Annotated in this window: 15 protein-coding genes; 11 read left to right on the forward strand and 4 right to left on the reverse strand. The window is 38.4% G+C overall.

Annotated features, from left to right (window positions below):
* The first annotated feature begins 123 nt into the window (after positions 1–123).
* Complete coding sequence (gene uvrA / locus EFY79_RS07775; protein ID WP_123120130.1) at positions 124–2,958, forward strand: excinuclease ABC subunit UvrA; 2,835 nt, start codon at positions 124–126, stop codon at positions 2,956–2,958.
* Positions 2,959–2,991: 33 nt separating this feature from the next.
* Here the strand turns inward: uvrA and EFY79_RS07780 are convergent, their stop codons facing one another.
* On the reverse strand, positions 2,992–3,438 hold the full coding sequence (locus tag EFY79_RS07780) for a DUF4293 family protein (protein ID WP_123120131.1): 447 nt from the start codon (positions 3,436–3,438) through the stop codon (positions 2,992–2,994).
* Positions 3,439–3,636: 198 nt separating this feature from the next.
* On the opposite strand from EFY79_RS07780, the gene EFY79_RS07785 reads away from it, so the two are divergent.
* Positions 3,637–4,662 (forward strand): PIG-L deacetylase family protein, encoded by a 1,026-nt coding sequence (locus EFY79_RS07785; protein WP_123120132.1) that lies wholly within the window; start codon positions 3,637–3,639, stop codon positions 4,660–4,662.
* A 49-nt stretch (positions 4,663–4,711) separates the two neighbouring features.
* Here EFY79_RS07785 and EFY79_RS07790 read toward each other — a convergent pair whose 3' ends face one another.
* Positions 4,712–5,992, reverse strand: coding sequence for a serine hydroxymethyltransferase (locus tag EFY79_RS07790; RefSeq protein WP_123120133.1), 1,281 nt, complete (start codon positions 5,990–5,992; stop codon positions 4,712–4,714).
* On the opposite strand from EFY79_RS07790, the gene EFY79_RS21885 reads away from it, so the two are divergent.
* Both EFY79_RS21885 and EFY79_RS07795 read left to right on the forward strand, forming a co-directional pair.
* Complete coding sequence (locus EFY79_RS21885; protein WP_262683929.1) at positions 5,986–6,117, forward strand: hypothetical protein; 132 nt, start codon at positions 5,986–5,988, stop codon at positions 6,115–6,117. The two genes, EFY79_RS07790 and EFY79_RS21885, sit on opposite strands and share 7 nt — an antisense overlap.
* Positions 6,118–6,214: 97 nt before the next feature.
* Positions 6,215–7,207, forward strand: coding sequence for a sugar phosphate nucleotidyltransferase (locus EFY79_RS07795; protein WP_123120134.1), 993 nt, complete (start codon positions 6,215–6,217; stop codon positions 7,205–7,207).
* Positions 7,208–7,276: 69 nt separating this feature from the next.
* Here EFY79_RS07795 and EFY79_RS21945 read toward each other — a convergent pair whose 3' ends face one another.
* On the reverse strand, positions 7,277–7,441 hold the full coding sequence (locus EFY79_RS21945) for a DUF6728 family protein (protein WP_317128034.1): 165 nt from the start codon (positions 7,439–7,441) through the stop codon (positions 7,277–7,279).
* A gap of 712 nt (positions 7,442–8,153) precedes the next feature.
* On the opposite strand from EFY79_RS21945, the gene EFY79_RS07800 reads away from it, so the two are divergent.
* Positions 8,154–8,525: a response regulator gene (locus tag EFY79_RS07800; protein ID WP_123120135.1), complete on the forward strand. Its 372-nt coding sequence runs from the start codon at positions 8,154–8,156 to the stop codon at positions 8,523–8,525.
* A 3-nt stretch (positions 8,526–8,528) separates the two neighbouring features.
* Here the strand turns inward: EFY79_RS07800 and EFY79_RS07805 are convergent, their stop codons facing one another.
* Positions 8,529–10,091, reverse strand: coding sequence for a hypothetical protein (locus EFY79_RS07805; protein WP_123120136.1), 1,563 nt, complete (start codon positions 10,089–10,091; stop codon positions 8,529–8,531).
* A 443-nt stretch (positions 10,092–10,534) separates the two neighbouring features.
* Here EFY79_RS07805 and EFY79_RS07810 point away from each other — a divergent pair, with 443 nt between their 5' ends.
* From EFY79_RS07810 to EFY79_RS07835, 6 genes are all read left to right on the forward strand, one after another.
* Positions 10,535–11,710, forward strand: a complete 1,176-nt coding sequence (locus EFY79_RS07810; protein ID WP_123120137.1) for a 2-isopropylmalate synthase — start codon at positions 10,535–10,537, stop codon at positions 11,708–11,710.
* 35 nt (positions 11,711–11,745) lie between these two features.
* Positions 11,746–13,146: a 3-isopropylmalate dehydratase large subunit gene (gene leuC, locus EFY79_RS07815; protein WP_123120138.1), complete on the forward strand. Its 1,401-nt coding sequence runs from the start codon at positions 11,746–11,748 to the stop codon at positions 13,144–13,146.
* Positions 13,147–13,182: 36 nt separating this feature from the next.
* Positions 13,183–13,767: a 3-isopropylmalate dehydratase small subunit gene (gene leuD, locus EFY79_RS07820; protein WP_123120139.1), complete on the forward strand. Its 585-nt coding sequence runs from the start codon at positions 13,183–13,185 to the stop codon at positions 13,765–13,767.
* A gap of 15 nt (positions 13,768–13,782) precedes the next feature.
* Complete coding sequence (locus EFY79_RS07825; protein ID WP_123120140.1) at positions 13,783–15,294, forward strand: ATP-binding cassette domain-containing protein; 1,512 nt, start codon at positions 13,783–13,785, stop codon at positions 15,292–15,294.
* A gap of 44 nt (positions 15,295–15,338) precedes the next feature.
* The gene (gene leuB, locus EFY79_RS07830; RefSeq protein WP_123120141.1) at positions 15,339–16,454 is read left to right on the forward strand and encodes a 3-isopropylmalate dehydrogenase; all 1,116 of its coding nucleotides are present in this window, start codon (positions 15,339–15,341) and stop codon (positions 16,452–16,454) included.
* Positions 16,455–16,741: 287 nt separating this feature from the next.
* Positions 16,742–17,641 carry a branched-chain amino acid transaminase gene (locus EFY79_RS07835; RefSeq protein ID WP_123120142.1) on the forward strand — a complete coding sequence of 300 codons (900 nt, stop codon included), beginning with the start codon at positions 16,742–16,744 and terminating at the stop codon, positions 17,639–17,641.
* The last annotated feature ends 38 nt before the right edge of the window (positions 17,642–17,679 follow it).

The raw sequence follows: 17,679 nt of genomic DNA on the forward strand, positions 1-17,679 counted from the left end.
AATAAAAAATCAGATTTTTGGGCTAAATCACAAAAATCGAGTGTTACCACTTGAAAACCCGCGCACTTTCACTTTGTAACAGGCACCGTAAAATTACTATTCGTTAATTTTGCATCTCTAAAAATGAATAAAAAATCACTTTTACCCACGAAAATTAGGAACGTCAAACCAGATAATATTTTTATAAAGGGCGCGCGCGTTCACAATCTTAAAAATATAGATGTAGAAATACCAAGAAACAAGCTGGTAGTGGTTACCGGCGTGTCAGGGTCAGGAAAATCTTCGTTGACAATAGATACTCTTTTTGCAGAAGGACAACGGCGTTATGCTGAAAGTATGAGCGCTTATGCAAGGCAATTTATGTCGCGGATGAGCAAGCCGGATGTGGATTATATAAAAGGATTGTGCCCTGCCATTGCGATAGAGCAGAAAGTAATTACACGAACCCCGAGATCCACCGTAGGCAGCATGACGGAAATTTACGATTATCTCCGGCTTTTGTTTGCCCGCATAGGAAAAACCATCTCACCCGTTTCGGGCAGGGAGGTAAAAAAAGATGATGTGACCGATGTGGTAAATGCCATCAATAATTTGAAAACAGGCGACAAGGTATTATTGCTCGTTTCTTTTCGGAAAATGCACAATCGCGATATAAAAGAAGAACTTCATATCCTGATGCAAAAAGGCTTTTCACGAATTTATGCAGATAATAAAATAACCAGGATAGAGGACCTTGAAGAAGAAAAAGATTTGGATTCTTTTTTTGATCATAAAACGGTGTATGTTTTAATTGACCGTTTGATTAAAAAGGATTTTGACGAAGAAGATAATCATCGGATTGCAGATTCGGTGAATACCGCTTTCTATGAAGGCGAAGGTGAACTCTTGCTTGAAATAAACGGTAAGGATCATATTCATTTTTCCAACAAGTTTGAGCTGGACGGGATCAAATTTGAAGAGCCCGTTCCTAATTTGTTTTCATTTAATAATCCATATGGCGCCTGCCCGGTTTGCGGTGGGTTTTCGCTCGTGCTCGGCATTGATCCCGATCTGGTTTTTCCTGATAAAAGATTAAGTGTGTACGAAAATGCCATTGCGCCATGGCGCGGCGAAAAGTCCGGGCTTTATAAAGAACGCCTGGTAAAAATGGCCAGGCATTTTGACTTTCCTATTCATAAGCCGGTAATTGATCTTACAACGGCGCAATACAATTTATTATGGACTGGCAATGAATATTTTGAAGGAATTGATGATTTCTTTAAAGAGGTTCAACAGAATTTATATAAGATTCAATACCGCGTTTTGCTTAGCCGGTATCGCGGCAAAACCCTTTGCCCCGAATGTCATGGATACCGGCTAAGAAAAGAAGCATTGTATGTGCACGTAGCCAACAAAAATATTGGTGAGCTTTGCGAAATGCCTGTGAGGGATTTGAAAAAATGGTTTGAAGAAATTGAATTATCAGATTTTGACCAAACCATTGCCAGGCGGATCTTGACGGAGATCAATACACGGCTAAAAGTTTTATCCGATGTGGGTCTTGGTTATCTTACGCTAAACAGATTGGCTAATTCACTAAGCGGCGGTGAAAGCCAGCGAATTCAGCTCACAAGAAGTTTGGGAAGCAACCTCACTGATTCCTTATACATTTTGGACGAACCTTCAATCGGTTTGCACTCGAGGGATACAGAAAATTTAATTAGGGTTTTAAAAAATCTGCAATCTCTTGGAAACACAGTCGTGGTGGTTGAGCACGATGAGATGATGATGAGAAAAGCAGATCACATTATTGATATGGGCCCATTAGCGAGCCACCTTGGCGGTGAAATAATTGCTGAAGGAAATTATGATGAGATAATAAAAAATCCGGAAAGCCTTACGGGTAAATATTTGAAAGGGGAATTAAAAATTGAACCTCCAAAAAATATACGCAAATGGAACCGTTCCATAAAAGTGGAAGGTGCGCGTCAGAATAATTTAAAAAATATTGATGTGGTGTTTCCGCTTAATGTATTAACCGTGGTCAGCGGTGTCAGCGGAAGTGGAAAAACTACTTTAGTAAAACAAATTCTTTATCCGGCATTAAAAAAATTGAAGGGTGAATTTGCAGAAAAGATTGGGCTAAGCAAAGGATTGTCAGGCGATGTAGATTTTATTTCACAGGTAGAATTGATTGATCAGAACCCCATAGGCAAATCTTCACGCAGCAACCCGGTGACTTACATAAAAGCCTATGATGAAATACGTGAGCTTTTCAGCAAACAACCTTTAAGTAAAATACGGGGATATCAACCCAAACATTTTTCTTTTAATGTAGATGGAGGAAGGTGCGACGCCTGCAAAGGCGAAGGAGAGCAGGTGGTTGAAATGCAATTCCTGGCAGATGTCCATCTCGTGTGTGATGTATGTCACGGCAAAAGATTTAAGGAAGAAATTCTTGAAGTAAAGTACAATGATAAAAATATTTACGATGTTTTGGAAATGAGTGTAGATGAAGCCATTTCATTTTTTTCAAAAGAAAAATCTTCTTCAAAGAAAAATGAAATTACAGGAGAAGAAATCGCCAAAAAGATTCGTCCACTGGCGGATGTAGGTTTGGGATATATTAAATTAGGCCAATCATCCGACACATTGTCCGGCGGAGAAGCACAACGGGTAAAGCTTGCGTCGTTTTTAGGAAAAGGAAAAGGCCAGGGAAACCTGCTTTTCATTTTTGACGAACCTACAACGGGCCTTCATTTTCATGACATAAAAAAACTGCTGTCTTCTTTTAATGCATTAATTGAGCAGGGGCATACTATTATCGTGATAGAGCACAATACCGATGTGATAAAATCTGCCGACTGGAATATTGATCTCGGGCCCGGCGCCGGCGATGAAGGGGGAAACCTTGTTTATGCAGGTATTCCGCAAGGATTAAAAAAAGTGAAAGAAAGTTGGACGGGAAAATATGTTTGACAAATCATACATCAAAAAATCAGAGGTCAGATGTTATCTCAACCTGTTACTTTCTTTTATCAGCTTAGAATCTTTATAAATCCCTCTTGATGCCATTATAAGAAAAATAATTACCAGAATATGAAGGATTGCCCAGATATTAAAATTTCCCTGTGAAAATTTTTCGGTTTCTTTTATATATAAAAAAATAATTAAGCATTCCATTAAAATTGCTGCAATAATAATCCTGATTTGAATACTTCTCTGTTTGAATAAAAAAATATTGATAATGATACCTGTTCCAAGAGCGCTGGTAAGTATCAATATTAAAAAATTATCAGTCGCCGTTACCAAATGATAACTCCCATCAGTCGCCATCGAAGTAACCGCATCAGCCCCGTTTTGAATGGCGAGTGTGCCGCTGTAAAAAGAAAATTTAATGGTTAAGAAAACAGCGATCGCCGCCAGAATCATCCAGATAGTTTGTACACGTTGTATCATAAAGAAACTTTGTATGAATTAGTCATATTGTTCAAAAAATATACATACCGAAGCTGATATTTTTTATTGCAAATATATTCTTTAGTAAAGTTATCCTTTTAGCCTTTTTTCATATCTCGACCGGCTAACAAAGCTGAAATTTTGTTCATACATTTATCATCTTCACTTACACCAATAATATAAACTTAATTCATCATCATGAAAAGAAGAGATTTTTTTGGAAAAAGCATGTTGGCCGGGGCTTTCATGAGTCCTGCTGCTGCGGTTGCGGCCCTGGATTCATCAAGTTCAAAGAAAAGCATCCACACTGGTTTGGAAAGTACTACTGACAAGGAGAAAGAAGAAGTAGTTATAGAAAGGCCTGTAGAAGGCCGGCCGCATGCGGGTAAAGTGCTTGGCATAATACAGCCGCATTGCGATGACATCGCCCTTTTTGCCGCGGGCACAGTAGCCAAATTGATTCATGAAGGATATACAGGATATTTGATAAGAACGTCAAATGATGACGCTACCGGCGTAGGAAATAGTTATGGCGAACAAGTATTGAATAATGAAAAAGCGAATGAAGCATTTGCAAAATCTTTGGGAATCAAAAAAATTTACGACTTACATTATCGAAATCACCGTATGGACGAATACAACATCCAGGAAATAAAAGGACGTCTTATATTTTTGTTCAGGCTGCTGAAGGTAGATACCGTTATATCTTATGACCCCTGGGGGCATTACGAAGAAAACCCCGACCATTACGTCACCGCAAAAGCAGTGGAAGCTGCCCGCTGGATGGCAGGAGGTCGGGGCGATTACCCGGAACAATTGGATGTAGTGGAACCTCATTCCGTGATGGAAAGGTATTATTTTGCCAGGGGACCGCAGCTCGTAAATAGGGTAGTGGATATCAGTAATTATATAGATAAAAAAGTGGAGGCCAATAAAGCCATCACTTCCCAGGGCCCGGGCGGAAACGCAGGTGCGCAACTAAGAAAAGCGCTTGCGGCAAAAGGTAAGAAATTACCCATTCTTGGCAACGACGACAACGCCGCTAATTTTAATTATATCAAAAATTTTATGTTGGATATAGATTCTGAAAGATTAAGAGGTGTTCCGTCTGATAAAAAAACAGGAGAACAATACGGTTTAGAATGGGCTGAACGATTTCATTATTTTGGCCCCGCAGAAAACAAACTGGAAGAATACAGTAAAGCCAATCTTGTCAATGCATAAACTGCCTGTCGTTGTAATAATAAATGAGTTCTATCGTGGATTAATTACTTTACCCCAACTCCGGATACAAGGGAAATGCTTTCATAAAATCTTTCACATCGCCTTTTACAGACGCAATTATTTTTTCATCGTCAAGATTCATCAACACTTTGTCAACAAAATCAACTACGGTCTGCATGTCATTTTCTTTCAGCCCGCGCGTAGTGATTGCGGGCACGCCCACGCGAATTCCGGAAGTAACGAACGGGCTTTTGTCATCAAAGGGAACGGCATTTTTATTTAAAGTGATGGCTGCTTTGTCAAGCGTTTCCTGCGCTTTTTTGCCGGTAATATTTTTATTGCGAAGATCAATTAACATTAAATGGTTGTCTGTTCCATTGCTGATCAAATCATATCCTTTTGCATTGAACGCCTTGGCCATCGCCTGCGCATTGGTCTGGATTTGTTTTGCATAAGCAGTAAAATCCTCACCCAGTATTTCGTAAAAAGAAACGGCTTTCGCAGCAATGATGTGTTCCAGTGGCCCGCCCTGTGAACCGGGAAAAACAGCCATGTCTAATAAATGGCTCATCATTCTTGTTTCACCTTTGGGTGTTTTCAACCCAAATGGATTTTCAAAATCTTTTCCCATCATAATAATTCCGCCGCGCGGGCCCCGCAAGGTTTTATGAGTAGTGGAAGTAACAAAATGACAGTGCTCAAAAGGAGAATTTAATAAGCCTTTCGCAATTAAAGCCGCCGGATGGGCGATGTCGCACATTACAAAGGCGCCTACTTCATCAGCTGCTTTTCTTATCCGCTCATAATCCCAATCGCGGCTGTAGGCGGAAGCGCCACAGATAATCATTTTGGGTTTTATTTCTCTTGCTTTTTGTTCCAGCATTTCATAATCTACGAGGCCTGTTTCTTTTTTCACACCATAGAAATGCGGCTCATATATTTTGCCTGAAAAATTTACCGGCGAGCCGTGAGTGAGATGGCCGCCCATGCTTAAATCCAATCCTAAAACTTTATCGCCAGGTTTAAGTACGGCAAACATCACAGCGAAGTTCGCCTGGGCTCCGCTATGCGGCTGCACGTTCGCATAATCACAATCAAAGATTTTTTTGAGGCGATCGATGGCTAGTTGCTCCGACTCGTCCACAAATTCACATCCACCATAATATCTTTTGCCGGGGTAACCTTCTGCGTATTTATTGGTCAACACACTTCCCATCGCTTTTATCACCTCTGCGGATGTAAAGTTTTCTGAAGCAATTAGTTCGATTCCTTCGCGCTGGCGGTTCAATTCTTTGTTGATGATATTAAATATTTGTGTATCGTTTGGCATGGATAAAAATTTTGCGCAAACCTACTAAAAGAATGCTGAATGCGGAAAGCCGAAGGCAAAAGCAAAAGGGAAAAGGCAAAAGGCATAAGGCAAAAGTAGAAGGCGCAAAGCAGGCAAGGCATTAAGCCTTCAGCATTTAGCATTGAGCCTTCGGCTTTCAGCCTCTTTCCGAAACATTTACTATATTCACATCCCCTAAAAAGTTTTTAAACTTACAGATTCATGAAGGCTATTATCCCTGTAGCAGGAGCGGGAACTAAATTGCGGCCACACACCTATACACAGCCAAAAGCTTTGATTCCTTTGGCAGGCAAAACGATCCTGAGCATTAATGTGGATCAGATGCACGATGCAGGTATCAATGAATTTATTTTTATTGTGGGCTATTTAGGAGAGAAAATCCAGGATTATATTACCACCAGGTATCCTCACCTCACCTGCCATTTTATTTTTCAAAATATCCGCAAAGGCACGGCGCATGCAATAGACCTCTCTAAAAAGCTGGTGAATAATGATGAAGTGTTCATAGCGCTGGGAGATACGATTTGTGAATACGACATTAAAAAAATTCTTTCTTCGCCAGATTCTATGTTGGGGGTAAAAAAGGTGGATGACCCACGTAATTTTGGCGTTGCAGAAATTAATGAAAAAGGGATTATTACCAAAGTGGTGGAAAAGCCTGCTATTCCTAAATCGAACATGGCGCTTGTCGGGCTTTACAAAATTAAAAACTCAAAACTGTTGTATAGCTGCCTTTCCAAAATTATTACCAATGGTATTAAAAGCCATGATGAATTTAACCTTACTGATGCTCTTGAATGTATGATTGAAGGCGGCGAAACCTTTAGACCTTTTAAAGTAGAAAACTGGTTTGATTGCGGAAGAAAAGAATCGCTCTTACAATCGAATTCTATTTTGCTGCAAAAATTCGGAGGTTCCATTGCTGAGCCAAACAATTTTGAAAATACCATTTTCATTCCGCCGGTAAGCATCGCTGAAGGCTGCGATATTAAAAATTCAATCATTGGACCGCACGTAGCGATGGGTGAAAATACCATTGTTCATTCTTCTATAATAAAAGCATCCATTATCGGCTCTTTTTCAAAATTATATGACATAATGCTGGACGATTCTTTAATAGGAAACGATACGGAAGTAATTGGTGAAACGCGTTCTTTGAATATAGGAGACAATACAGAAATCAATTTTGGATAAAGGCAATTGAAACGGTTTCAAAAAATGAGTGAACGAACAAATAACCGATTTTTTTTTGCACCACGCTATTTACCGCCTTATTAACTGAATTATTAATATTATCATGGCAAGTATGAACAGTAAAATGGAAAGGCGGTTGATAAAATGCATGGCCCTTGTCATTCTTGAATAATGAGCATTCGGGTTCTTTTTTACAATCCATAAGTATTCTCCTATCTGTCGCCATATTCCCATACAACAAATTTATAAAAATTGCAAGTGAGTTGATGCTGGGGATTTCTCCAAGACTTTCTTATTTTATGATCAATTCTTACATTTTTTATGATCAATTCTTAGTTGTTCAAAATTCGCGCTAATTAAATTCCTCAAAAAATTTGTTTGGGACTAAAACTGAGTGTCTTTTTTTCCCCAAAATTTCTTTCAAATTTGAATTTTGGGGTATATCTGCAAAGAATGAGGAAAAATTCTTATTATGCTTAGGAAGAGATGTTACGAACCTGGTTTTTGAACGTAGCATAATAATAATTTTTGGAAAGTTTTTTAGTTTAATTCCAAAAAATGAAAAATGAACAGCGTATTAGCATAGATTGTCAATAGGTAACGATTTAAAAAACTTTCTGTTGGATAGGTACTAATGATTGAACTGACCCCGAAAACATTAGTGTAGAAATAGGTGGTGGAGATGGGAATCTTCTTTTTTTAACTACTTTTACAATAATATGAAAGGCCAGCGTATGTTGTGGTAACAAGTGTAATTGAAATTTTATGAGAAAGCTGCTTTAAGCCAGATTAAATCGAAAATTAAAATGTGGCACGTTATGTGGGGGAGTATTGGGCTAAATAACCATCATCCTAATTGTGTGTAAAACAGGCGAAATGCCAGCATCTCCCGAAATAACGGCTGCTGTTGAAAGAAAAATTATTTGTTTATTTAAACAATTAAAATATGAATCGGATTCTTATCGTGGATGATAATACTGATATACTGTGGGTGGTTGAAATAATTCTTAAAAGATATGGATTTGAAGTGATGACGACGCTTAAGGGCGAAGAGGTTCTTTCCAAAACTAAATCTTTTGCACCTCAGTTAATTCTTTTAGACGTGTTTTTATCGGGTGTTGATGGCATAGACGTTTGTAACACATTGAAATCAAACCCTATTACAAAAGATATACCTGTCATAATGATTTCCGCACATACGAACTTTAAAGAGATTAAAAAGTTTTGCAAGGCAGACGATTTTATGGCAAAACCTTTTGATGCCAATGAACTGGTAAGAAAAATAAAACATTATATAGGAACCCCGGTTAAAGACTAATTATCAGCTATTTTGATTGTAAAGTTTTCTTCCTCTTAAATATTTTTCGTGGATAATTTCATAAATGGGTTTATCCAATACTTTGCTTTCGAGCCATGAGATGATATCGAGGTAGGCAAAAGCGCGGGTCTCAAACTTGCTTGTTTCAAATTGCCTGATAGTATTAAGGAGATTCTCAAACTCCGGCTTTAGCCTGGCTGCCGACATATAAAACGATTTGCGCAGAAAGCGGAAAATTTCTTCTTCTACCAAACTCAGGTTTTGCATCTTGGCCATAAAGCGATACACCGTTTTTACAAGATACTCCAATAGCTGAAAATTACCTATTTCGTAATGCGCTATCAAATGGAGCAGACGGGCATAACATTGTAAATCGCTGCGCAGGTTCACTTTCCAATTAATAATTTTATTCAGGTAGTCGATGGCTTTATCATAATCGCCGGCGCCAAAATAAAGAGAGGCTATCTTATAATAAAATACCAGTCTGCGATGCTGGTCAAGAAATAAATTATAAGCGTCCAGTTTACTTTCAATTTCATCTACCACCTCCAGGCCTTCTCTGAAAGTGCCTTCAAGAAAATGCTTGTTGATTTTGGCGGTGTACAGATAAACAAAAACCTGTATTTGATTGTTATCGTTCTTTTTTACGATGTCAGAATCGCCAAATTCTTCAAGGATGGCAATCGTTTTTTCAAAGCCCGAAAAGTTTCTAAGTGTAAAATGCGCATTCAGCAAATTGTGCAATCCTTTAATATAATTGCCCGTCTCTATTGATATCATAGAGGGTTCATTAATAAAAACATCTACCCATTTTTGTGTATAGCGGTAATACATCAAATAATCCTGGCGGATAAATGCATACCAGCTATAGCTTTGATTAAAATATAACCTTTCATAAAATCCTTCGGGATGCTTAATATCTTCGGTTAAATGCTGGTGGAAGTAATCTTCTATTTCTTCTTCATCCGCACTATTTCTGGCCAGGCCGTTTTTGATATACCAGCTATACAACTGCAACGCAAGGTTAGAAAGCTTTGATTGCTTAATCAGCCTTTCATTGGATTCATGCACATCGAGGGTGAGCTCATCAGCTCTGTCCTGCATACTTCTCGTGATATGCAGGCTTTCAATTTTCTTTTCAAGGATTAAAACCTCAATATAAAAATTTACCTGGTTAGCCGCCCGTGCGGCCTCCTTAATCTTTTCTAAAATTTTAAGGCTTTGGAGATAAAGTCCCTTATTATAAAGAATGCGCGCATAATCCAATTGCTCGTGCATTTGAAGGTCAATATTATCGGCGCTTTCGAGCAGGCGCAAACTTCCAAGAATTTGCCTGTATAAATGTGCTTTTATATTAGGTAATTGCTGCTTTTTAATTGAAGAAGTTTTGCTCATTAGCACATTTTCATCATAAACGTTCATCTTATCGATGGCATCAAAAAGCTGGACTACTTTCAGGTCATTATTTGAAGAATTTCTCTTAACATATAATTTAAAATTTCTTTTCTCTGATTTTTGAAGAGAATGAACCAGTTGAAATAAAGCATCTGTTGACCTGTTTGGCATCGTATCTAAATTTACAAACTAATATAACGCACTGTATACGGCTTTAATATCTTAACAAAATGTAAATGAACGGTATTCAATTTTTGTTTTGAATTATTTTTGAGAAATAAAATTCGCTCCACAACCAAAATTGATGAATTAACTTTGGTTACAAAAATATTTAAGAAATAAGCACTTTATAAATTACAGTAAACAAAGAAATAGCGTTAATTCGTATTCTGATTTCTATAAAAGTAGTTAAAAGCTCAACCCGCTATCCGGTTGGGCATCGTAATATAGATATTGCAGAACCCTTTGCCACAAAGGGTTTCATATTTTTCGCGTTTATTTTAGCAGTGTAAGTTCATTTCATTTTAATTTAGCTATCATAGAGGTAAACCTCTAATTTCGGAGAAAACGTAGATGTTTTTTCTTCCGCAAATTCATCTTTTTAAAAACAAATTATGGAAAAGATTGTCATTTTTGATACTACCTTAAGGGACGGAGAACAGGTCCCCGGCTGCAAATTGAATACGAAAGAAAAAATTGAACTGGCCTTAAAACTTGAAGAATTAGGCGTGGATGTTCTGGAAGCCGGGTTTCCTATATCAAGCCCCGGCGATTTTAATTCAGTGGAAGAGATTTCTAAAAATATAAAAAATGCGATTGTGTGCGGATTATCCCGCGCGGTGCAAAAAGATATAGAAGTGGCCGCCCAGGCTTTAAAATATGCAAAAAGATCGCGCATCCATACAGGCATTGGCACCTCTGATTTTCACATAAAAAGTAAATTCAATTCAACAAGGGAAGAAATTTTAAAACGCGCGGCGCAATGTGTTACGTGGGCCAAAAATTTTACAGATGATGTGGAATTTTATGCAGAAGATGCGGGAAGAACCGACAATGAATATTTGGCAAGAGTGATTGAAGCGGTTATAAAGGCCGGCGCCACTACCGTTAATATTCCTGATACTACCGGCTACTGTTTGCCTCATGAGTACGGCGAAAAAATCGCTTTCTTAAAAAATAATGTAAGCAATATTGATAAGGCGGTGATTTCATGTCATTGCCATAATGATTTGGGCCTCGCAACAGCTAATTCAATTTCAGGCGCAATAAGTGGCGCGCGGCAGATAGAATGCACTATAAATGGATTGGGAGAAAGAGCAGGCAATACTTCGCTTGAAGAAGTGGTGATGGTAATTAAGCAACACAAATCATTGAATTTTTATACCAACATTGATTCTACAAAATTATATCCGATGAGCAGGCTTGTTTCTGAAACCATGGGCATGCCGGTTCAGCCGAATAAAGCCATCGTAGGCAGCAACGCTTTTTCCCATTCTTCCGGTATTCACCAGGACGGATTCTTAAAGGATTCTCTCACGTATGAAATTATGAATCCCGAAGAAGTGGGCGTTGACAGTTCAAAGATTGTACTTACCGCCAGAAGCGGCCGCAGTGCATTAGCTTATCGTTTTCAGAAATTAGGATTTCAGTTTTATAAGAGTGATGTTGATGTTTTGTACGATCATTTTTTAAAAGTAGCCGATCGAAAAAAAGTAGTGGAAGATGAAGACCTTTCAGAATTGGCCAGCGAGTTTGAATCTTCAAAAAAAATGCAGAAAGCAGAAAGCTAAGCCAACCCGTTTAAAAAATTTCTCATTTAAACATTATGAGCAAAACACTTTTTGAAAAAATATGGGAAAAGCACCGGGTAAAATCTATACCGGAAGGGCCCGATATTATTTACATCGACAAACATTTTATTCATGAAGTTACCAGCCCGCAAGCTTTTGCCGGTGTGGAAAAAAGAGGATTGAAAGTTTTCAGGCCGAATAAAACGGTAGCTACTGCAGATCATAATGTACCTACTATTGATCAGCATTTGCCGATAAAGGAAGAACTGAGCAGAAGGCAGGTGCAAAAATTAACTGAGAATTGCAAAAATCATGGAGTTGAATTATACGGACTTGGCCATCCCTTCCAGGGGATTGTGCATATCATTGGGCCCGAGCTGGGAATTACACAGCCTGGAATGACGATTGTTTGTGGCGACAGCCATACTTCTACGCATGGCGCATTTGGCGCTGTTGCCTTCGGAATTGGAAGCAGCGAGGTGGAGATGGTTTTCGCTTCTCAATGCATTATGCAGACGAGACCCAAAGTAATGCGCATTAATATCAATGGAAAATTGAATAAAGGCGTATTGTCAAAAGACATCATTCTTTATATTATTTCAAAAATATCGGCCAGTGGCGCAACTGGATATTTTGTTGAATATGCGGGTTCTACCATCAGCGATCTTTCAATGGAAGCAAGAATGACCATTTGTAATATGAGTATTGAAATGGGCGCAAGGGGCGGCATGATAGCCCCCGACGAAACTACTTTTCAATATGTAAAAAACAGGTTGTTTGCGCCGAAAGGAACTGCATGGGATGATAAAGTAGCAGAATGGAAAAAATTGCGATCTGATGATGATGCTGTTTTTGACAGTGAATTAAATATAAATGCTGAAGATATTGAACCCATGATTACCTATGGAACAAATCCGGGCCTGGGAATTTCTATAAACGGAACAATCCCCACCTCTGGCAGCATAGAAGACGAAGGGGATAGAAAAAATCTTTTGAAAGCGCTGGAATATATGGGATTGCAGGAGGGACAGCCATTGAAAGGCATGCGTGTACAAAATGTTTTTATTGGCAGTTGTACTAATTCAAGAATTGAAGACTACCGCCTCATAGCATCTTTCATAAAAGGAAAAAAGAAAAATGAAAATGTGAAAGTGATGATCGTTCCTGGCTCACACCAGGTGCGGGAGCAAATTGTAGCAGAAGGGCTTGATAAAATCTTTAATGAATCAGGATTCCAGATTCGCCAGGCAGGGTGCAGCGCATGTTTGGGAATGAATGAAGATAAAATTCCGGCGGGCGAGTATTGTATTTCTACGAGCAACCGCAATTTTGAAGGAAGGCAGGGCCCCGGAGCACGAACATTATTAGCAAGCCCGCTCACGGCAGCAGTGGCCGCTATTACGGGTGAAGTAAGCGATATTAGGGAATTTGTTTAGGAACGGATATTGTTTTAAAATAAAAGATGATTTAAAATGCATTCTTTACGAAAAGTAACCAGCACCTTCATTCCTCTTACAGAAGAGAATGTAGATACGGATCAAATAATTCCCGCACGGTTTTTAAAAGCAACCACGCGCGAAGGTTTTGGTAAAAATCTTTTCCGCGATTGGAGGTATTATAATAATGATGAATCACAGCCGAAAAAGGATTTCGTTCTGAACAAGCCTGAATACAACGGTTCCATACTTGTGGCCGGTAAAAATTTTGGTTCCGGATCATCCCGGGAACACGCCGCGTGGGCAATTCTTGACTATGGTTTCAATGTGGTGGTTTCCAGTTTTTTTGCAGACATTTTTAAAAATAATGCGTTGAATAATGGCATTCTTCCTGTACAGATAAGTGAAGCTTTTTTAAATAAAATATTTGAGCTTGAAAATGGATCTACCCTTACGGCTGATGTAGAGAATCAAACTATTACAATTGATAAAACCGGGGAATCAGAAAAGTTTGAAATCAATCATTATAAAAAAACCTGCCTTCTGAACGGATACGATGATATTGATTATCTGATAAACCTTAAAGACGAAATCTCAAGGTTTGAAAATACATTGTCCTGAAATCAGCAAGTGAAAATGCAAAAACTATCTATCATAGTAAAAAAGGTTATTGTACAAACAGACGATAAAATTGTGCTGGATGGAATTTCTTTTTCTCTTCAGCAAAATGAGCATTTGGCTATACTGGGACCATCCGGCAGTGGCAAAACCACGCTGGCAAAAGCATTGGCCGCAAATATTCATTTTAACGGAAATATTTCTTTTCATTTTGATCATGTAACGGACAGGCATACACGAATTCAATTAATTGATCAGCGATATGCTTTCAGGAATTTATCAGGCACATCTGATTTTTATTACCAGCAGCGATATAACAGCTTTGATTCACAGGATGCACCAACTATTTACGATGAATTAAAAAGGGGATCACTGGTGGCAAACAATAATACTGGCAATAGTAAACAAACAAATAGCATAGATTTTACGCTCGCTATCCTGGGTATTGAACATTTAAAAAATTCTCCGCTGATTCAATTATCAAGCGGTGAACATAAAAGGTTTCAATTAGCTAAAGCGCTCATTAATCCACCGGATATTTTGATTCTTGATACGCCTTACACAGGGCTTGATGTATCAGGTGTAAATGAATTAAATAATATATTGCTCAAAATATCAAAGCAGGGAACTCAGATTATAATCATACCCGGAACGTTTGCAATACCGGATTTTGTAACGCATGCCTGTTTTCTCGAAAATGGCCGGATAACTTATTTTGGAAGCAAAGAAGATTTAGTATTGGAACAACCTGAAAGGGCCCAAAATAGTTACAGTTATAATTCCGATTTGCTGCCTCTTTCTGATTTGTCTTTGCAATTTGAGTCGGTGGTAAAAATGAAAAATATTCATTTGAACTACGGAAAACATTTGATTTTTTCAGGACTCAACTGGACGGTAAAAGAAGGGGAAAAATGGCTGTTGAAAGGGCGCAATGGTTCCGGCAAATCATCATTGCTGAGCATGATAACCGGCGACCATCCGCAGGCATACGCCAATGAAATTTATTTGTTTGGAAAAAGAAGGGGAAGTGGCGAAAGCATTTGGGACATCAAAGAAAAAACGGGCTTTATATCTCCCGAGCTCCACGCATATTTCGACAAAAATATTTCCTGCTTTGATGCAATCGCATCCGGTTTTTTTGATACAATCGGATTATACAGAAAGTTAAGTCAATCACAACATCAAATTATACTTCAATGGTTGGATTTTTTACAAATTTCTCATGTGTCAACGAAGCCGCTGCATTCAACTTCTACCAGTTTCCAACGAATGATTTTGCTTGCAAGAGCTTTGGTAAAAAATCCGCCATTGTTAGTATTAGATGAACCTTGCCAGGGGCTTGATGATAAGCAAAGCAAACAATTTGTTTCATTGGTGGATAGTATTTGTTTGGGTAAAAACCGTACATTGATCTATGTGAGCCATGATGAACGGAATGTGCCATCATGTATAGAAAATATTTTCCAATTAGAAAAGAAAGCTGATAAGTTTTATAGGGTTTTAAAGAATACTACGCTTGCCCTGGCATGAAATATTTATAAATGAAATAATAAATCCGCTAGCGAATTATAAACATGGATAAGAATATAACAGTGATTGCAGGAGATGGAATTGGTCCGGAAGTGACCTATGAAACACTAAAAGTGTTAACCGCAGTTGCATTAAAATTTAAGCATAATTTTAATTTTAGTCATCGGCTGATGGGGGGCATTGCTATTGAAAAAACGGGCGATCCGCTGCCCAATGAAACCATTGAAAGCTGCCTGAACAGCGATGCCGTGTTGCTTGGCGCCATCGGGCTTCCGAAATATGATAATGATCCGTCTTTGAAAATAAGGCCCGAACAGGGTTTGCTGCGATTAAGAAAAGACTTACAGCTATTTGCCAATATTCGCCCTGTAAATGCTTATAAATCTCTTTATCATCTTTCGCCTTTAAGAGAAAAAAACCTGGCCGGCGTTGATTTTGTTATCTACCGCGAGCTAACCGGCGGAATATATTTTGGGAAAAAAGAATTGAATGAAGAAGGTACAGAAGCGTCGGACCTTTGCATCTATAATACTTCAGAAATTTCAAGAATTGCACATCTCGCATTCGCAGCCGCTCAAAAAAGAAAAAGGAAATTAACGCTGGTAGATAAAGCAAATGTGCTGGAAACTTCAAGGTTGTGGAGAAAAACGATACAGCAAATTTCTCCAAAATATCCGGATGTTAAGGTAAATTATATGTTTGTTGATAATGCAGCTATGCAAATCATCGTGAATCCAAAACAATTTGATGTAATTCTTACAGCGAATATGTTTGGTGATATTCTTAGTGATGAAGCAAGCGTAATCAGCGGTTCGCTGGGATTGCTTCCTTCCAGCTCTATCGGGGAAGTGAATGCATTGTTTGAACCAATCCACGGGTCTTATTCGCAGGCCGCCGGAAAGGATATTGCAAATCCTATCGGCTCCATTTTATCAGGCGCTTTGATGATGGAACATTTTGGATTAAACGAAGAAGCTAAAATGATAAGAGATGCTGTGGATTGGACATTAAGCAATGGTTTTGTTACCAAAGATATCGACCCGGTAAATTCATATTTTACTTCAACGATTGGCGAATTAGTGAGCAATTATATTTCAAATGAAATTCCGCAAAATTCAAACATCAGCAATATGGCGATTGGCCAGACAACCATCATTTAAAGAATAAAAAAAAATTGGCGATAGAGGGGTGTCAGGCTTTAAAACGCCGGCACTCTAAAAAAGTTCTTTGTTTTTTGAACCAGGTATTTTAAGTTTGCTTTTCAATCCTCAAAATGTTGACAGGCAAATTAAATAATGGACTAATAAATGTTGCAGTGATCATGATTGCTGTGGTAGTCATTATTGTACCTGTCTTTGGAGGAGGATAAGCTAATAAAATTATTTAAACAAGCAGCCCCGCCTCCAAAAGATGCGGGGTTTTTTTCACCCCTTCAATTAAAAAAATCATGTATTACAACAACAAAACATTTGTTTATTTAAACGGAGAAATCGTAAAAGCTTCAGAAGCTAAAATTGATCTGTACAGTGAAACGCTGCATTATGGATATGGCGTTTTTGAAGGAATTCGTTCTTATAAAACAATAGATGGGCAAACAAAAATCTTTAAAGAAATTGAACATTTCGACAGGCTTGCCAATTCAGCAAGCGCGCTTAATTTGCCTTATCCATGGGATCGCGACGAACTAATTGACGCGACTTATCAAGTTTTAAAACTCAACAATTTGCAGGATGCCTATATCAGGCCGCTCGTGTATGCACCGGCCAATATGAGTTTCAGTCCAAACACAGAATCTTTCATCGTAATTGAAGCGTGGGAAATGCAACCTTTTTTGGGCGAAAAATTATTAAGCGTGATGACTTCTTCTTTTGAAAGGCCTAATCCAAAAGCATTTAAAATAGAAGCAAAGGCAACAGGCCATTATGTAAATTCTATTCTTGCCAGCCAGGAAGCCAAATCAAAAGGATTTGATGAGGCTTTATTGAAAGATATAGATGGTAATATAGCTGAAGCACCGGGCGCCAATATTTTTATGGAAAAAGATGGCAGGCTTATTACGCCTCAGCCGGGCAATATTCTTCCTGGAATAACAAGAGCCACAGTTTTTGAAATCTGCGAACGCTTTCAAATACCGGTAGAAGAAAAGCAAATTTCTCCGGAGGAACTCAGGGATGCAGACAGCGCTTTCTTTTGCGGCACAGCAGCAGAGGTGATAGGAATTGAAAAGCTGGATAATATTTCTTTCAGAAAAAGATGGAACGAATCACTCGGAAGTAAAATTCAAAAAGAATATAAAGACCTTGTGACCGAAAAAGCAACAAAAAATAATTTACAGCCGGTAAATTAAATATCAGTAAACGAATAAATAATCAATAATTCTATTTT

This window comes from Hanamia caeni (assembly GCF_003721595.1).
GTDB lineage: Bacteria > Bacteroidota > Bacteroidia > Chitinophagales > Chitinophagaceae > Ginsengibacter > Ginsengibacter caeni.